Origin of the sequence: Mesorhizobium sp. M1348 (genome assembly GCF_040317925.1) — a bacterium.
Taxonomy (GTDB): domain Bacteria; phylum Pseudomonadota; class Alphaproteobacteria; order Rhizobiales; family Rhizobiaceae; genus Mesorhizobium.
On sequence record NZ_JAMYLH010000028.1, the window covers coordinates 42,833 to 59,606 of the forward strand.

At 64.0% G+C, this 16,774-nt stretch carries 17 protein-coding genes and 1 pseudogene; 3 read left to right on the top strand and 15 right to left on the bottom strand.

What is annotated here, in order from left to right; all coding sequences use genetic code 11:
• Positions 1-72: 72 nt before the first annotated feature.
• The 10 genes and pseudogenes from NKH13_RS29165 to NKH13_RS29210 all read right to left on the bottom strand — a co-directional run bounded on the left by NKH13_RS29165 (position 73) and on the right by NKH13_RS29210 (position 9,827).
• On the bottom strand, positions 73-975 hold the full coding sequence (locus NKH13_RS29165; RefSeq protein ID WP_352916132.1) for a terpene synthase family protein: 903 nt from the start codon (positions 973-975) through the stop codon (positions 73-75).
• Entirely contained in the window at positions 972-2,522 is a 1,551-nt protein-coding gene (locus NKH13_RS29170) for a hypothetical protein (protein ID WP_352916135.1), read from the bottom strand. The genes NKH13_RS29165 and NKH13_RS29170 overlap by 4 nt, the downstream gene beginning before the upstream one ends.
• A gap of 146 nt (positions 2,523-2,668) precedes the next feature.
• Positions 2,669-3,661, bottom strand: coding sequence for a polyprenyl synthetase family protein (locus NKH13_RS29175; protein WP_352916188.1), 993 nt, complete (start codon positions 3,659-3,661; stop codon positions 2,669-2,671).
• A 154-nt stretch (positions 3,662-3,815) separates the two neighbouring features.
• On the bottom strand, positions 3,816-5,159 hold the full coding sequence (locus NKH13_RS29180) for a cytochrome P450 (RefSeq protein WP_352483746.1): 1,344 nt from the start codon (positions 5,157-5,159) through the stop codon (positions 3,816-3,818).
• Positions 5,159-6,004, bottom strand: a complete 846-nt coding sequence (locus NKH13_RS29185) for an SDR family oxidoreductase (RefSeq protein WP_352916191.1) — start codon at positions 6,002-6,004, stop codon at positions 5,159-5,161. The genes NKH13_RS29180 and NKH13_RS29185 overlap by 1 nt, the downstream gene beginning before the upstream one ends.
• Positions 6,005-6,172: 168 nt before the next feature.
• Positions 6,173-6,316 (bottom strand): annotated as a pseudogene (locus NKH13_RS29190) (ferredoxin); the annotation flags it as partial.
• Complete coding sequence (locus NKH13_RS29195; protein WP_352916138.1) at positions 6,300-7,589, bottom strand: cytochrome P450; 1,290 nt, start codon at positions 7,587-7,589, stop codon at positions 6,300-6,302. The gene NKH13_RS29195 and the pseudogene NKH13_RS29190, both read right to left, overlap by 17 nt.
• Before the next feature lie 92 nt (positions 7,590-7,681).
• The gene (locus NKH13_RS29200; protein ID WP_352509199.1) at positions 7,682-8,884 is read right to left on the bottom strand and encodes a cytochrome P450; all 1,203 of its coding nucleotides are present in this window, start codon (positions 8,882-8,884) and stop codon (positions 7,682-7,684) included.
• Between the two features lie 144 nt (positions 8,885-9,028).
• Positions 9,029-9,274 carry a hypothetical protein gene (locus NKH13_RS29205; protein WP_352565980.1) on the bottom strand — a complete coding sequence of 82 codons (246 nt, stop codon included), beginning with the start codon at positions 9,272-9,274 and terminating at the stop codon, positions 9,029-9,031.
• A gap of 388 nt (positions 9,275-9,662) precedes the next feature.
• Positions 9,663-9,827, bottom strand: coding sequence for a hypothetical protein (locus NKH13_RS29210; RefSeq protein WP_352565982.1), 165 nt, complete (start codon positions 9,825-9,827; stop codon positions 9,663-9,665).
• 734 nt (positions 9,828-10,561) lie between these two features.
• Here NKH13_RS29210 and NKH13_RS29215 point away from each other — a divergent pair.
• The 3 genes from NKH13_RS29215 to NKH13_RS29225 all read left to right on the top strand — a co-directional run bounded on the left by NKH13_RS29215 (position 10,562) and on the right by NKH13_RS29225 (position 13,876).
• A complete protein-coding gene (locus tag NKH13_RS29215) occupies positions 10,562-11,095 on the top strand; it encodes a peroxiredoxin (protein ID WP_352565984.1) in 534 nt (177 codons plus the stop codon).
• A 69-nt stretch (positions 11,096-11,164) separates the two neighbouring features.
• A complete protein-coding gene (gene rpoN / locus NKH13_RS29220; protein WP_352916142.1) occupies positions 11,165-12,601 on the top strand; it encodes an RNA polymerase factor sigma-54 in 1,437 nt (478 codons plus the stop codon).
• A 57-nt stretch (positions 12,602-12,658) separates the two neighbouring features.
• Complete coding sequence (locus NKH13_RS29225; protein ID WP_352916145.1) at positions 12,659-13,876, top strand: MFS transporter; 1,218 nt, start codon at positions 12,659-12,661, stop codon at positions 13,874-13,876.
• Between the two features lie 83 nt (positions 13,877-13,959).
• On the opposite strand, the gene NKH13_RS29230 is transcribed toward NKH13_RS29225, so the two are convergent.
• The 5 genes from NKH13_RS29230 to NKH13_RS29250 all read right to left on the bottom strand — a co-directional run bounded on the left by NKH13_RS29230 (position 13,960) and on the right by NKH13_RS29250 (position 16,771).
• Positions 13,960-14,130, bottom strand: a complete 171-nt coding sequence (locus NKH13_RS29230; RefSeq protein WP_352916148.1) for an SNF2-related protein — start codon at positions 14,128-14,130, stop codon at positions 13,960-13,962.
• Positions 14,123-14,470 carry an SNF2-related protein gene (locus NKH13_RS29235; RefSeq protein ID WP_352916194.1) on the bottom strand — a complete coding sequence of 116 codons (348 nt, stop codon included), beginning with the start codon at positions 14,468-14,470 and terminating at the stop codon, positions 14,123-14,125. The genes NKH13_RS29230 and NKH13_RS29235 overlap by 8 nt, the downstream gene beginning before the upstream one ends.
• A gap of 331 nt (positions 14,471-14,801) precedes the next feature.
• The gene (locus tag NKH13_RS29240) at positions 14,802-15,209 is read right to left on the bottom strand and encodes a hypothetical protein (protein ID WP_352916150.1); all 408 of its coding nucleotides are present in this window, start codon (positions 15,207-15,209) and stop codon (positions 14,802-14,804) included.
• Positions 15,206-15,865, bottom strand: a complete 660-nt coding sequence (locus NKH13_RS29245; RefSeq protein ID WP_352565992.1) for a hypothetical protein — start codon at positions 15,863-15,865, stop codon at positions 15,206-15,208. The genes NKH13_RS29240 and NKH13_RS29245 overlap by 4 nt, the downstream gene beginning before the upstream one ends.
• Before the next feature lie 165 nt (positions 15,866-16,030).
• Entirely contained in the window at positions 16,031-16,771 is a 741-nt protein-coding gene (locus tag NKH13_RS29250) for an HNH endonuclease signature motif containing protein (protein ID WP_352565993.1), read from the bottom strand.
• Between the last annotated feature and the right edge of the window lie 3 nt (positions 16,772-16,774).

A 16,774-nucleotide genomic window follows, 5' to 3' on the forward strand; every position in this document is an offset into this window, starting at 1 on the left:
CGTCGCATCGGGCGAAGCGTTGCGTCGGATCGGACCGACGGCAGCGCACGCCCGCCGCCGCGTCCCGCGCGTTCAGGCCGGCGCACGCTGGCCTCCCCTCGCAGCGTCGCTGCCGTAGCGGCTGGTCGAGGTCTGGTAGTACTGCGCGCGGATGGTCGCCATGGCCTCGATCAACGGTCCCCACGGCGCGGGAAAGCGTTCTTCCGCCATCACCCGGTGCAGCATGCGCGTATGGCCGGCCAGCTCGTCGTTGAGGAACTCCACCACAGGCATAGCCGGATAGCGCTGCAGCAGCAGGATCGCCGCGTTGTCGGCCTCGCTGGCCGACCTGTCCTTGTCGCGTCCATGCAGATCGTTCTGCAGGCGCCCTATCGCGGAGATGAGCCGCAGGATCTGGCGAAACGCCGGACGCGCGCGCAAGGCCGCCATGTTCAGCCCCCACAGCAACGACAGACAACAGAACACGTTCGTGTAGGCGATCGACTCGATGCCGTTGTGCAGGTACTCGGCGTAGGACCAGCGATCCGCCCCTGCCGGCTGCGCGCGTCCGGCGCGCAGCGCCGCGCAGTAGCACCGGGTATCGTCGAGAAGCTGAGCATAGTCGCGTCGATCGTAGGCGAGCGCGGCCAGCGAAGCGCGCAGCACAGCGCAGCCCTCGAATCCGGGGAGCGCGCACGGCCCGCCCTGCCCCAGCGCCTGCTCCACCGCGGCGAGCTGCTCCGGCGCGATCAGGCCAAGGTCGTTGCAATCGTCGAGCCAGAACAGCAGCGCCAGCTCGCGATAGAACGCCACGATCAGCGTTTCGTCCCGCGGATCGCGGCCGGTGCGGTCGCTGGTGTCGCGCAGGCTCGGGTAGATGCGCTGCAGGATGTACTGGCCGCCCCTGACCGCTTCCACGGCATGCTCGTCGGCGAACCCCGTCAGGGAACGCCCCCACTCCAGCACCTGCTGCAGCGCGCGTTCGGTCTGGATCATGGCGCCGCCCCTGCTCCCTCGCCCAGGACGCGCCGCCCCCAATGAAGTGCCAGCCACAATCCGGCAAGTTCGGCCACGCGCACCACCCGGGTGGGGCAATACAGTTCCTTGCCGATCCACAGCGGCGTCTGCGGCAAAGCATGCGCCGCATGGCGGGCGAGCATCCACTCCAGCGCACGCGCCACCGCCTGCGCGATGCGCCGGCGCCCTGTCGGCTCTTCGCTCCCGTCCATCACGTGCAACGCGAACAGCGCGTAGGCGGTTTCCTCGAATGTGGCCGCGCGACCGGCGCCCCAGCCGCCGTCGTCGCGCTGCGCCTGCATGAGCGCCGCCAGCGCGCGCTCGTCGCGCCACTGGGGCTTGCCTTGCGCGAGCGCAGCGACCGCATGCGCGGTGGGATACAGCCACGAAACGTGCCATTTTTCGTTGTCCCATAGACCGTGCGGGTTGCGATTGGCCTCGACGTAGGCGCTGGTGCCGGCGGCGGGCTTTCCCAACATTCGCAACGCATGCAGGGCGTGGATGTTGGTCGATACCGAGGCATTGCGCTCGCCGGGGAAGGTGACGAACAGTTCGCGGATTTCGAAATGGCGCAACGCATCGACCGCCGGGTCGCGGCCTGCAACGCGCAGGACGCACAACGCAACGGCGGTGTCGTCCGCATCGGCCGCGAAGTGCAAGGCCGGGCCCAGACCGCGCACGCCCAGGCGGGCGTCGAGCTGCGCGACGATCACGCGCACCGCCTCGGCGAGCGCGGGATGCGCGAACAGCCCGGCCAGATGCAGGGTGTACAGCGACCAGCATGGCTCGAACACATTGATCGGCCAGACGTTGGGAACGACACCTTCGATGCCGCTGCGCGTCGCCCTCGATGCCGCCTGCAGATACGCGTCGGCGCGCCCGACCTGCGGCGTGCTCCCCTGTGTCACGGCGTGCGCACGCCACGCGGCGGTGGCCGCCGGACTGATGCCGATGCTGCCGTCGTCATCCGGGCATGCGGTGGTCGGCGACGTCCCCCAGGCTTCCCAGGAGTGCAGCAACGGATGTCCGCTCGGCAACGTCGCCACCGCCCCCAGCTTGACCAGGCACGCTTGCCGCAACGGCAACAGCGCCGGGTGGCGCGGAAACGCCACGCCGCCCAGCAAGGATGCGGCCTCGCCGCACAACTGCGGCAGGATCAGCTCCGCGCCGATCGGCGCGTCTTCCGGCACCGCATGCGCGTAGGGATCGGGCTGGCGCTCGAGGAACCGGGTTGCAGCCTGGACTGCGTCGGCAGCGCCGGGAAGAGGATCGGCACGCTGCAATGCCAGCAACGCCGCCCACGTGGGCGCATGGCGGAACAGCGGGAAGTCCGCGCTTCCCCATCCGCCATCGGCCTGTTGCTGCGCGATGAGCCACGCGTATGCGTCCTGCCGACCGGTGATGTTGCCGTGGAACTGCAGAGCTCGCGCCGTGTCGTAGACGGACGGACCGACGCTGCCGCCGTCGCTCATCTCGCTCAGCAGGTGGCGCAATTCGGAAAGGATCTGTTCGGACAGCGCGTTCACGCGGGATGTTCCTTCTGCAGACGGTTGGCGAGGACCAGGATCGGGCAACCGCTGCGATCGGCGCCGCGGACTCGGACAAAGAGCAGCATGCATCGCCCGCCGACCGGTCGCAGCAGCATAGGGCGAGTCCATGCGGACGGGCGCGCTCATGCGTATGGCGCGGACAGATACACGTTGGCCCGCTGCAGCATCTGCGCCAACCGTTCCGCACGCGGCCCCAGCGGGACGATGGCCTCCCCGGCGTCGCGCAACAAATCTAGCGCGAACTGGCGCGCTGCCTGCAGCCCCATGATCGACGCGCAAGTCGGCTTCTGCGCCGCCGCGTCCTTACCGGGGGTCTTGCCAAGCGTCGCGGTATCCGCTGTCGCGTCGAGAATGTCGTCGATCACCTGCAACGCCAGCCCGAAACAGGCGGTGTAGCGATCGAGCGCACCGTACAGCCCAGCGTGCGCGGCATCCTCCGCGATGGCGCATAGCGCGCCCATGCGAACGGACGCGCGCACTAGTGCTCCGCTCTTCATCCGGTGCATCGCCACGATCCTGTCCAGCTCGGCGTGCTTTCCGACCAGCGACAGATCCATGGCCTGCCCGCCTGCGGCACCCTCGGCGGACACCGCCTGCGCCAGTTCGCGCACGAGCGCGATACGGTTGTCGCCCGGCGCATCCAGGCTCGCCAGGGTCAGGAAGGCGTGCGCCTGCAGCGCATCGCCGACCAGGATCGCAGTGGCTTCGCCGAACTTGACGTGCACGGTCGGAAGGCCGCGGCGAAGCACGTCGTCGTCCATTGCGGGCAGGTCGTCGTGGACCAGGGTACAGGCGTGCATCATCTCGATGGCGGCGCCGACGTCGTCGAGCGTGTGCGCCGGCGTGTCGGCCAGTGCGCCGGCAGCCATACAGAGCAAGGCGCGGGTGCGCTTCCCGCCATTCAAGGTGGCGTAGCGCATCGCCGCCATCAGCTCGGTCTCACCGTCGTCTTCGGCGCAGAGAAGACGCGCCAGCGCCTGTTCGACCCGTTTTGCGCCGTCCTGCATCCAGATCTCCGGCAGCAGCCTGCCGGATGCGCCGCGCGCCTGCGCGCCCAATCCGCCGAGCGCGGGAACGCCAGTTCCGTGGTCGTGTAGCGTGGAACCGGTCTGCATGTCGTTCATGTCCTTGTACCTGACAGCAGACGGCCACGGCGAGCGGCGAGCCGATGCAGTGTTGCCGGCGTCGCACCGAGCGCGCGCGCCGAGTGCAGCAATGCCGCGCGTCGCCGGCGCCGCTGCCTCGCCACACGGGGTATGCGATGCCAGCTCACGAGAATCCGATGCGGATTTTCATGGAGGGTTGTGCTGTCGGGTAATAGCGCCGGCCTTTTTCGGCGTCGCTCAGCAACCGCGGCCGCACCCCGGCCTTGTGCATGGTCAGCGCCAAGGCGATGCTGAACTGCACCAGTTCCAGCCATACTAGGTGGTAGCCCATGCAGACGTGTGGGCCGCTGCCGAACTGCAGCATGTCCACCGGCCCGATCGGCCCGGTGCGTTGCAACCACCGCGCCAGGCGGAACTGATCAGGCGCCTCGTGCAGCAGCGCCGAGGTCGAGAAATGCAGCAGCGGGATGCATAGACTTGTGCCCGCGGGAATGCGCCGCTGGCCGAGTTGTAATTCCTGCGTCGCGCGACGCGGTACGAGCGAGGACGCCGGATGCATGCGCAGCGTCTCGCGGAACAGCGCCTCGGCAACCGGATACTGCGCCAGGTCCGCGTGCCGGGTCGGCACCGCGCCCACGCGTTGCGCCTCCTCGACCAGGGCGTCCCACAGCTCAGGCTGCCGCGCCAGCTCGATCACCATCCAGGCCATAGTCGAGGCGGTGGTCTCGTGACCGGCAAGCAGCAGCAAGCGGATATTGGCGACCAGGACGTCATCGGAGAGCGCATCGTCGCTGCGATCGAAGGCGCTCACCATGTCGTTGATCAACCCGGTGCGCGCGGCATGCGCGCGCGCGTCGCGGATGAACTGGCGTGACTGCGCGTCGATCCAGTCGCGGGCGGCGCGGCCGCGCCGCAAGGGCGTTCCGGGCAGGTCGACCGGGGGCGCGACGATCAACTGCAGCAGTTGCCGGTACTTGCGATGCCATTCCGGCAGGTCTTGGGCGGGGATGCCCATGAGACTAAAGGTGAGCTTGAGCATCAGGTCGCCGGTTTCGGGCAGGATAGTTACTTCACCGCGATGGCGCCACGCCTGCACCCGCGCCCGGATGACGGGCTCGAACAGCTCGCCAATGCCGGCCTCGGTCAGCCCCCTGGGCAGGAACGCCGCCTTGATCCCATCGCGCGCCTGCCGGTGCGCGCTACCGTTCAAAGTGACCAACGTTCCGCCAAGGATTTCGGGCGCGATCTCTGCGATCAGCGCCGAGGACACGTGCTTGTGCCGGAGCAATGCGATCACATCCGGATCCAGGCAGGTCATCAGGTGTCCGGCACGACCGAAGTCCAGCCAGAAGTGACTGCCCAGCGTCCGTTCCGCGCGCTGCAGCAGGCGCGGCAGGTCGCAGACTATGGCGGGAAGATGCCCGACCAGGGGGAAAGCGCCGGGCATGACCGGGATGTCGTATCGCAGCCGGCGCCGACGGTTGAGCGGGTTGAGCAGCATGTCCATCACCTCCCTGGCGCAGCGTCCGCTTCGGCGGTGTCGCCGGCTGGCCGCGCGGCGCGGCTGTTGCCACCATCGGCATATGTCGGCACATGCGTCAGCATGCCGCCGTCGATGCACACGACTTGGCCGGTGATGAACGCAGCATCGTCGGAGAGCAGGAACGTCACCAGCGCGGCGACGTCCTCGGGGCGGCCGACGCGCGGCAGGAGCTGGTGCCGGCGTAGATGCCGTTGCATGCACTCGTCCAGCTTGGCGAGGAGACGCTCGGTCATGATAAGACCCGGCGCAACCGCGTTGCAGCGGATCTGCGAGTGACCGTACTGGGTGGCGAGCGAGGCCGACAGCATGTTCATCGCCGCCTTCGAGGCGGCGTAGGACGTCTGCGCGGTATCACCGCTGAGCCCCTGGCACGACGACATGTTGACGATCGCGCCACCGCCACGGGCGATCATCCGTGGGATGGCCTGCCGGCAGCAGAGCAGCGTGCCACGCAGATTGGTCGCGATCGTCTCATCCCAAACCGCCAGGTCCAGGTCGAGAATCGCGCGGTCTCGCGGGGTCAGATGCATGGCGCTCGCGTTGTTCACCAGCAGGTCGACCCCACCAAAGTGCTGCTCCGCCGTCTCGAACAGCGCTGCCACCGCCTGCGCATCGGCGATATCCATGGCTATGGGCAGCGCGTGGCCTGCTTCGGCCGCGATCTGCGCGGTGCAGGCTATGGCCGCGGAGCCATCAATGTCGGCCACCACCACTCTGCCGCCCCCGCGCGCGATGGCGAGAGCGCATGCCTTGCCGATGCCGGCGCCAGCGCCGGTCACCACGGCCACCTTGCCTTCAAACCGTCCCATCGTGTCTCCTGAATTGCATTGGTCTTTCGCGGCATGCCGCTGGGCCTGCGCCGGAGAAGGCGTCGGGTCGGCGCTGGCGCGCTCGTCATGGCCGGCGTCGCTTTCGATGACCCGAATGGCGGCGACCGGGCACTGGTTGGCCGCAAGCCGCACGGCGGCGTGCAGCGCGTGCGGGACCGTCGCCACGCACACTTCGGCCACGCCGTCCGGTTCGCGCTGGCGAAAGGTGCCCGGCAGCGTCAGCACGCATTGCCCGGTAGTTCCACACAGATCCTGATCGACCAGGACGCGCATCTCAGCCCTCCTGCCCATGCAGCCGGACCGGCAGCGCGCGGAACGTCCTAAGGAACGCGGAGGGCTCCCGGGTCGGCTGCTCGGCCAATGCCAGCGTGGGGAAGCGCGCCTGGATCCGCGGCAGGCTTTCGGCCAACTGCACTCGGGCCAGTTGCGCACCCAGGCAGAAGTGGATGCCGTGCCCGAAGGTCAGCATGATCTTCCCGTCGATCGACATGCCAGGACTGGTGCCGTAGAACCGCACGGGATCGAAGCGGTCGGGATCGGCGAAGGCGTCCGGGTCGCGATTGCCGGCCGCGATCAGAACGCGCACGTCCGCGTTCTTCGGGATCACCACGCCGCCCAGTTCGATGTCGCGCTGGGCGATACGCGGAATGGAGCTGAACATGGCGGGCGCGTCGTAGCGCAGGGCTTCTTCGACGAATGCCTTCACCCCCACGGCATCTCCCTTCAGCCAGTGCCGCTGTTCGGGATACGCCAGCATCGCCAGGACCGCATGGCCGATGGCCGCGGCAGTGGTGGCGAAGCCGCCCAGCAGCATGCCCCAGAGCATGCTGATCAATTCCGCATCCGACAGCATCTCGGCATCGTCGTCGTGTGCGCCGACCAGCATTGACATGATGTCGTGGCGGGAATCGGTGCGCTTGCGCTGTATGAGGTCGCCGAAGTAGGCCTTCACCCTGGCGCTGGCCGCGTCCCCCGCAGCGAGTTGGGGATCGCTGGCGTGCGGGCTTAGACCTTCCAGAATGGCGCTGATTCCGGCGACGAGCGCGAACATGTCGTCCCGGGGCATGCCGAACAGTTCGCCGAAAACCAGCATGGGCAAGGCAAGCGCGAATTCCTGATGCAGGTCCACTGCCTCCCCGCGCTCCAGTGCGGGCGCCATGCCGTCCAGGCGCGCTGCGACAATGCGAGCGATGGTCGGCCTCAGGTTGTCGATCTGGCCGATGGTGAAATCGCGCGAGATCAGCCGGCGCAGACGCGTATGCGTTGGAGGTTCCTTCATCGCTAAAGTGGACGCCAGCAAACTTAGCGACAGGCTGGTCGCCGCACGCGGGAAATAGCGTGCCAGTTCGCCTGGTGCCGGCCCCCGAAAAGCATCGCCCGTGGCCTTGAGCGCCCAGTAGATGTCGGCGTGGCGGCTCAACAGAAAGAGGCCCGACGCCGCGCGATGCACCGGATCGTGCTCGCGCAACCACCGCATGAACGGATACGGGTCGTGGATGCACGCTGGCGACGCCAGTTCGGCGAAGGCGTCCCGGCATGCTGCCGTGGTTTCTTGCACGTCCATCTTGGTTACCTGTTGGCTGGCTGATCTGACCGGCGCGCGCCAGGCGCGCCGGCAAATTGCGGAGAAGATCGCGATTCCCGGCGGCGTCCGCATCACCAGAGCACCGGGAACTCCTCGAACCCGCCAGTGATGATCTCCTTGCGCAACTTCAGTTCTTCGGGCGCCACGGCCAGGCGCAGCGCGGGAAAGCGCTGGAAGATCGAACCGAACACCACCTTGAGTTCCAGCCTGGCCAGCGCCGCGCCGATGCAGTAGTGCGGCCCATGGGAGAACGCCAGGTGCGGGTTTTCGTCGCGTCCGATGTCGAAGATTTCCGGGTCGTCGAAATGGCGCGCATCGAACGACGTCGCCGGCAGGCCGACCAGCACCTTGCTCTCCGCAGGAATATCCACGCCCGCGATGGTCACGTCGGTCCTCGGATAGCGCATGATGCCGTCCCAGCCCGCGCCCGGCGGGTACATGCGCAGGATTTCCTCCACCGCCTTGTCCACCAGGGATGGATCGCCGACCAGGCGTTCGCGCTGTTGCGGATGGCGGAACATGGCCAGCAGGCCGAATTCGATCTGCGCGACGGTGCTCTCGTGCCCCGCCACCAGCATGCCCGTCGCCAGGCCGATCGCCTCTTCCTCGGTCGCCTTGCCCTGGTCGACCGCCGCGAGCAGATCCGTCAGCAGGTTGTCGCCAGGATCCTGGCGCTTGTCCCGCATCTTGCCGCGAATGTAGGCGCGCAGTTCTTCCCAGGCCAAGCGCGACGCGCTGCGCGGGCCGCTTTCATGCTGGTGCGTCATCACCTCGTCGGACAGCCCGGCGAAAAAGGCGTGATCCTCGTAGAGCACGCCCATCAGCGCGCTGATGACCATGGCCGGAAGTGGAAAGGAGAGGTGGCGCCGCAGGTCGGCGGGCTGAGGCTGGGCCGCCAGTGTCTCGAACAACTGCGCGGCGATCACCTCGACTTGCTGCGCGAGCAGCTTCACCCTGCGGTTGCTGAAGGCCGGCGCCACGATCGTGCGTAACCGGGCATGCTCGCCCCCCTCGTGCGAGACCAACCACCCCGGCGATCCGAGAATCACCGAATCCGGGGTGAATGTCGCCGGCGGCATTCCCGAGGGCCGGAACGCCGCGTCGGACAGCACCGCCTTGGCTTCATCGTAGCCTGTCACCCACCAGCCTTCGTGCCCGGACGGGAAGCGCACGCGGTGGATCGGACCGTTGGCGCGTTGCGCCAACATCTCGGGCGAGGGCTCGATGTGATCGACGCGCCACATCGGCAGCGTCGGCAAGGGTTGTTCGGACATGGTGGCACTTGATCTCTAAGCGATGGAAGGGCGGGAGGTGACCGGCAGGCGCTGCGGGCCGCGAATGGCTTAGGAAGGCATGTAGACGACGTCCTCCGCAGCGTAGCCCGATTCGATTATCAAGGTCGGCCAACGTGTAACTGCCTAGGCATACCGCGCGGCGAGATGCAGAACGTTATCCTGCGCCTTCGAGTTCAGGATAAGGCGAGTGTGGCGGGCCTTTGAGTCGCAGCCGGCCATCAAGATTTCCTGCGCAAGGGTCGACAAGGGCGGCGAGCCTGTTTGGTAGGGGGCGGTTTCGCCGAGGCCCACTTCCCATAGAATGCTATCTGATGCGGATTTGACATTTTGCTTTTCTTTCTTCGTTCCATCGATCGCGGTGCCATCCACGAAAGGAAGGTCGGTCGGCAGCTCCCGGCCCGCAACGAAGGAGCTTCAAAACTCGTGCCAATTTGGCCGACCCAGCAGAAGAAAAAATTGTGATTGCTTTTCATCGGGTTAGCCTGAGGCCAGACAAGAGCTCGGCGAAATAGGCCGGTGTCGCGGGCCAACAAAGGGGACAGAACAGTGTCGGATAGTACGCCTCGGCGACCTTTAGGTCGGGCTTGCGACATTCTGGTCCAGTTTCGAACATAAGAGGGTGGCAAATAGACACGATTGGGGAATTCGATCCTCACGGAGTCAGGCGCTTGCCGAAGCGCGCGCTCATGGTTGCTGCGACAGGCGCATGTTCGCGAAAGCCGAGCCTGCGCACGCAAGAACACGTTTGCGGCAGACGCTACGAAATCGCTGCAGTGCTCGCCGGTGTGAGGTAGGGCATCGGCTCGGCTTTCGGTTCGTCTTTGTCCAGCCGGTGCGGAAGCGCCGCATATCCGCACCATACAGCACCCTTGTCGAGCGTGCTGACGAGGCGGTTATAGGGCGCGCCCGGTCTTGAAGACACGGTCCTCCCAAGAAAAAGGATCGCTCCAAAAGCATCTCTATTTGAAATGGCACGCCGCTTGCTGCTCCTGGTCAGAGCCCATCAAAACACGATGAAAGCGACTTGCGCCATGCCCGACACGCGAAGCTCTAGACCGTGGCCTGAGGAGACGGTGCCTGTTCCCGCTGAACATCGGTACATCATCTCCTCCGGAGGTCCCTCCTCGGTAGCCGCTTTGCGCACGGCTGGTCCGATGCCGGCACGCCAACACATGGCGCTCGCGCAATTGCCGTCTACCGGTTCTGATCAGCATGTGAGTGCCCAACAGCCCCATCAAAGAGCCACCGAAGCCAAGGTCGGCGGGTCACTGGCAAACTTCGACAATACGCCGAACCAGCTCAGTAACGCGGGTCTCTTGCGTGAAGTCACATTTGAGGCCTCCACACGCGTTCGATATTGGCTACTTCGGGCCCGCTATCACTTTGTCCCGGGCACGAGCGCGAGCGTTGGATGCCGCTTCCGGCGCCATAGCCGTGGAAAGATTGCCCCAGCGGCTCGACAGCCTCCACTTGCTCAGATCGATGGCGTTCGGGTGACGAAGACCAGCAGCCAAGACGTTCCCCTACATCGGGATGAAAAAGGGGGGTGCGAGCCGCGAGGGCCTCATTTCATGCCCAGCATACGAGCCTTTGCTCGGTATTGCGCCAGCCTCTACCAGAATCCAGCGCGCCAGTTTTTTCCTCAGGAGCAAGTTGATGACCGTTCAAAAGAAGGTTCCCTTCGTCACCTTTCTCACGCGTGTTCGCGATGAGTCAGTCCAGGGCCCAAATCCATATCGCTGGGAAGAAAAGACATCTGACGACTACTTTGCCGGCAAGCGCGTCATCCTGTTCTCGCTGCCTGGCGCCTTCACTCCGACCTGCTCGACCTACCAACTGCCCAATTTCGAAGAGCTCTATGATGAGTTTGAGAAGGAGGGAATTGACGCGATTTACTGCGTCTCCGTCAACGATGCCTTCGTCATGAATGCGTGGGGGAAGTCCTTGGGCCTGCAGAAGGTGGAGCTCATCCCCGATGGCTCAGGCGAGTTCACACGCAAGATGGGCATGCTGGTCGCCAAGGACAATCTCGGCTTCGGGATGCGCTCCTGGCGCTACGCCGCCCTGATCAACAATGGCGTGGTGGAGCAGTGGTTCGAGGAGGAAGGTTTCTCCGACAACTGCGAGGCCGACCCCTATCGCGTCTCATCCCCGCAAAACGTTCTCGAAACGCTGAAAGCCGCCGCATGACCTAGAAAACGTCTCACTCGTGCCATTGCCCGCCCCAAGAGGCTCCTCGACAGGATTATCGCGCTCGCCATGCAATCCTCAGCAAGCCTGCTTCAGCGCCAGAAGCAATCCATGGTCGCATCGCCTCAACTCATTGAGTCGATTCGCTTGCTGCAACTGGCGCATACTGAACTGCATCAGTTCGTCGAGCGGGAAATCGAGAAGAACCCGCTCTTGGAATCTGCGTCAAACGATGGCGGGCCTTTTGGCGATGTTTCGATTTCGGGAGCGGATCAGCCTGTCGGCCCACGCGCAAACGCCGTTGACGGACCGACCGGGGCCGGGTCGCCTGAACGGCTCGGGCAATGGAAATCACTTCGCAACACGACCAACAACCCGCCGGGTAATGGCCCTTCCCTCGACGAGTTTGCCAGCCTCGCGGAGACATTGCACGACCATGTCGCTCGTCAGATCGCCCTCACTGCGTTCACACCACAGGAGCGGCTGATCGCTGGCCAGCTTGCCGCCGATCTGGAAGACACTGGCTATCTTCGGGCAAACCTTTTGGAGCTGGCCGAGAGCCTGAATGTCCGTGAGGCTGTTGTAGAACGGGTTCTCGGAACCTTGCAGCAATTTGATCCACCGGGAATTTTTGCGCGAACTCTCGGAGAATGCCTCGAAATCCAGTTGCGCCAGCGAGACCGGTTTGACCCGGCAATGGCAGCTTTGGTTGCCAATCTTGAAATGCTTGCGCGACGCGATTTTCAGGCACTGAAGCAGCATTGCGGCGTCGATGAAGACGACCTTCTCGACATGATGCATGAGATTCGGGCGCTCGATCCCAAGCCTGGAAACCGATTCCAATCCGGTGCGTCTGAATCAATCATACCCGACGTCTGGGTCACGCCCTCGCCGGAAGGCGGGTGGCAGATCGAACTTGATCCGGCCACACTGCCCAAGCTGCTGATCAACCAGACCTACTATGCCGAAGTGTCGCGTCAAACTGTCCAAAATTCGAAAGATCAAGCATTTCTCAACGAATGCTTGCAAAACGCGAACTGGCTAATCCGCAGCCTCGATCAGCGCGCCAAGACGATTGTTAAGGTTGCGGCTGAAATCGTGCGCCAGCAGGATGCCTTTTTGGAACATGGCGTCGCCCACCTGCGGCCTCTCAATCTCAGAACCGTCGCTGACGCGATCGGCGTGCACGAGTCGACGGTAAGCCGGGTGACCTCGAACAAGTACATGCTTACCCCGCGCGGAGTCTTTGAACTGAAGTATTTTTTCACCGTCGCGATCGCGTCCTGCCAAGGCGGCGATGCGCACTCCGCCGAAGCTGTCCGCCATCGGATCAAAGCGATGATTGCCGCAGAATCTCCCGGCGACGTGCTTTCCGACGATGACATCGCTGTCCGGCTGAAGGAAACCGGCATCGATGTTGCGCGCCGCACCGTCACAAAATATCGCGAAGCAATGAACATCCCCTCCTCCGTGCAACGCCGCCGCGAAATGCGCTTGTGTCTTTAATGTGGGTCAAGGCAGCCAACCTCATGTTGCAGTGCATCCAAAGTGGAGACTTCGTTCATGACCCGATCCGCGGCAGGCGTCATGGACGCTGTTCTGCACGACCCAGAAAAGCCCGACCAACCGTCTGGTCCCGCATGGGGCGCGGTCATTTCGCTTTCCTTGGGCACCTTCGGGCTGGTGACGGCAGAGTTTCTGCCCGTCAGCCTCCTCACGCCCCTCGCGCATGATCTCGGTGTCACCGAGGGTGCGGCTGGACAGGCGATGACGGCGACCGCTATCGTCGGGGCGATCTCGGCGCCGACGCTGGCCATCATCACAAAGCGCCTGGACCGCAGGATCGTCATGTGGGCGATGACGCTGCTGCTAATCCTGTCGGACGTTCTGGCGGCCGGCGCGTGGTCGCTGGCAGTACTCCTGACGGCACGCGTCGTGCTCGGCATAGCGCTCGGAGGCTTCTGGTCGATGTCGGCAGCACTGGCGATGCGGCTCGTTCCAAGCCACCTCCTGCCGCGCGCCATGTCGATCATCCTCACCGGCGTTTCCGTTGCTACCGTTTGCGCAGCTCCAATCGGCGCTTATGTCGGCGATATCTGGGGATGGCGAAGCGCCTTCATGGTCGCCGCAGTCGTCGGCGCCGCTACACTGCTGGTGCAACTCATAACCATTCCGAGGCTGCCTCCGGTTGGAGTGGCTAGCTTCCGCAGCCCGCTGGATGTGGCCAAGATTCCGACGATCAAGGTCGCGCTTTTGGTCGTCCTGCTGGTCGCTTCCGGCCACTTCGCCGGCTTCACCTATATCCGCGCCTTCCTCGAGAAGGTTCCCGCGCTGGATGTCGAGACGATCTCGCTTGTGTTGCTTGCTTTTGGCATCGGCGGATTCTTCGGCAATTTGGCCGGCGGGCTGCTGGCCGAGTACAGTCTCAAGGCAGTCGCGGCCCTTGCACCGCTGCTCATAGCGATTGCCGCTGTTTCGCTGCTGACGGCGGGAGCATCGGCCTCGGCCTCGGCGGTTGCAGTTGCCGCCTGGGGCTTTGCCTTCGGCGCAGTGCCGGTGGGATTGCAGACGTGGATGGTGTGGCGCGCCGCTCCCGAGCAGGCCGAAAGCGCCGGTGTGCTGATGGTCGTAGCGTTCCAAGTGGCAATCGCAGCCGGCGCGATTTTCGGCGGACTATTGGTGGACAATGCCGGGATTACCAGTGCCATTGCCTACAGTGCTGTTGCCACGTTCCTCGCCGCCCTGACAGTGTTCCTGCTCGGCCCGAAGCGCGAAACCTAGACCGCCTGACAGAAGAGGTCTCAGCAGCGCAGCGGGACGAGAGATGCAATCGCATGCACGGCGCGGCGCGATCCTCTGCATGATTACGCATGGACCAGCGCAAGCGCCTCGCCGGCTTCACCTCCGGGCCATAGCGACCTTCGCCGCGGCGTACCAGTCATAATGACCCGTCGTACAAAACCTGGTGATAGTGTGTGCAGCGCCAAGCTGATTTCAGCTTCGGGATTTTTGATTTTGTGCGCCTCGTCAAGCAAGGCCGCTACCCTGCAGGTTTTGAGAAAGAGCTCCCAGCCGCTTTCTCTCAGAAACTAGAACCTCATAATGCGCGAGATAAATCCTCGCGGGACTGTTGAAGGCATAGAAGTTCGCGTTCCGGTCCTGCCCGATGATGCGCGGGCGCAGGTCGCTGTGGCTGCCGATTTCGGTCCGCCAATTCTCAATCAGACTCTTCTTCGTGATGATGAGCACAGAGTCAACGAGGTCGCGTGAGAGCCATGAGAGCGCAAGGTCTAGGCCGATCTTTGTCTTTCCTAGCCCCTGCTCATGAAATATCGCTGCGTAGGGAAGGTCCCTTATGGCGTTGAAAGCGTCCAGTTGATGTGAGAATGCCGAGCGCTTGGCATCGAGACTTGCCGATTCTGCACCTTCAACATTGCTTCACTCCCAGGCCGTCAATGACGACGGCTTGTGTTCGAGCATCTTGAAAGGGAGCTTTGAGCTCGACGAGTAGACGTCGAGCGGCCATGGACGCCGGCAGAGGAACGCTCAGCACAAAGATGCCCTTCGGTGTCTGAGCAAGATAGGGAGAAATGCGTTGATCTGCTTTCGGCTATGTTCGTTTTCCAGGTCGGCTTTCGTTTCGCCTCGCCAATGAGCGAGGCTGTCGTTGGGACATTGATTGCAAACAGGTCGGGCACATAACCGTTCACCCGTGGTCGCCGCTCACTGCGCAGCGGCCGGACCGCATCGTCCCTGATAGAGACGTTTGCAAGCCACCCAGCGCCATTTCGGCATATCCGAAGCAAGGCTGTTGCGTTACGGACGCCTGCAACGGAACGACAGAGGCCTGCTCGTGCCCAATTGGCGGATGGTCGCCCGCAGGATTCGCTCTGTCGAGCAACTTGTCAGGTTCGACGTGGTCGCCCGCCAGCTTCCGGCACCGGCGCGCAAGCTCATCCTGGACCCTACCGGAGAACGCTTCGCGGACCTGCCTGATGGAGTCGGCAGCGCCCTCGGATTCTAGAAGGCGGTCGATCTCTGAAAGCCGGAAGACGCCACGCTCGGGATCAGACACCTGATCGGCTCCGTCGACGATCGCGGTTGCGATCTTCACCAGGAGTGGCCCCGATGTTCAGCCACCCATTCCGGCGCTATCGCCGCCACCGCCACCATCCTGAATCGCAGCCGGTCCACTTCCTGAGGACGGTAGGCGCCGAGGCTCCGCTTGATGTCCAGGATCAGCCCGCTGTGTGTTGTTTTGTTCACCACGAAGAGATCAGGCTTGTAGGTCTCGGTCGAATGTACCCGAGATGTAAAGCGCACACCCTTGATCTTACCGGAAGGTGTCCGCTTCAGCATCTCCTGCGCGGCGGACACGATCGGCATCGCCGTTGTCGACAGGAGTTTGAGGTCGGGGTTCTTCTGGACGGCCTGCCCGATGGCCAGTTCAAGCAGCCGACCTTCCTGCATCACCGCCGAACGGAAGAAGCCGAAGAGCGACGCACACTCGCCGAAGGTGAGGTCGCCCCGGGCCTCTCCGGCGAGCGCCGCCTTCATCGCTTCGTCGACCAGCCTGTCGATGTCGTCGTCGAAGGGTCCAGGCCGCACCGATCCAGTCGATAGCCCCAGATGGCGTCGATTACCCGCCCGCCGCACCGTCGCATTCCGCCTGTCCCCTTCCGGACGGCGGAAATGCCATCTAACAATTCTCATAGCGCCAAGACCTCTTACCAGGTTGCGGGTCAGGCCTCCGTTCGGTGTTGCAAGCACGGGCCGATTTCGTCTTGCCCTAACGTGAGCGCCGCTAGCCGATCGGGATCCGGACCAGATCTCAAGCTACGAGCTCAGACATGGTTAATTTGTCAGGACGGCGTCTAGGTTAAGGGCGGCTGCCATTGTGTTCTTCGATGATGAAATTCCGTTCTGGCGGCGGTGCTAGTTTTGCAGATTGCCCGCACAGAAAGGTTCACTCTCGGCAGCCGCCAGATAGCCGGCGGCTTCCAGTGAATTGCCGTGCCGACCGAAATGCCTATCCGACTCACTACGGAAATGATCGGCCATACCCTGCGAGCCGAGGAGCGCAGACTTTTCAGCGAGATCGCTTTCGATCTCGACGAGGACTCTTGAGGCCCGCTCCCGAAAACGCCGGTTTAGCTCCAGCGCGCCAAAATGATAGGCAAGGCGTCCCGCGAGATTGCCGTAGATCTCGGCATCTAGCGCCACCCGGTAGTGCAGCACAGGGCCGCCAGCCTCATAGCCAAGTTCGGCGAAGAGCCAGCGGATTGCCGGCAGCGCATCAAAATACGGGTGCAGCAGATAGCGGTCTGCAGCCTGCGGCTGCTCGGCTAGTTTAATGTGATTGCAGGCGTGGCAGATCGGGACGAGGTTGGCCGGGCAGATGTTCAGTTCCCGGTAGTCCATCTTGGGCAAGAAGTGATCGACCTCGTAGACTTCGCCGAAAGTGCAGTAAGGACAGTAGCGTGCCGAGTTTCGAATGACATCGTATGCCCAACGACCGCGACCCTCCTTGTCCACAAGGCGGTTGTCGTAAAGCGGGCGGACAAGTTTCTCCTCGGGGGCCGTGAGGTCGATCGGCGCAACACCGGCCAGCCCGCCGCCCGCAGCCGCGCCGACAAAGATCGCACCGGCACCCACTATTTGGTCACCGAGGTTCACAAG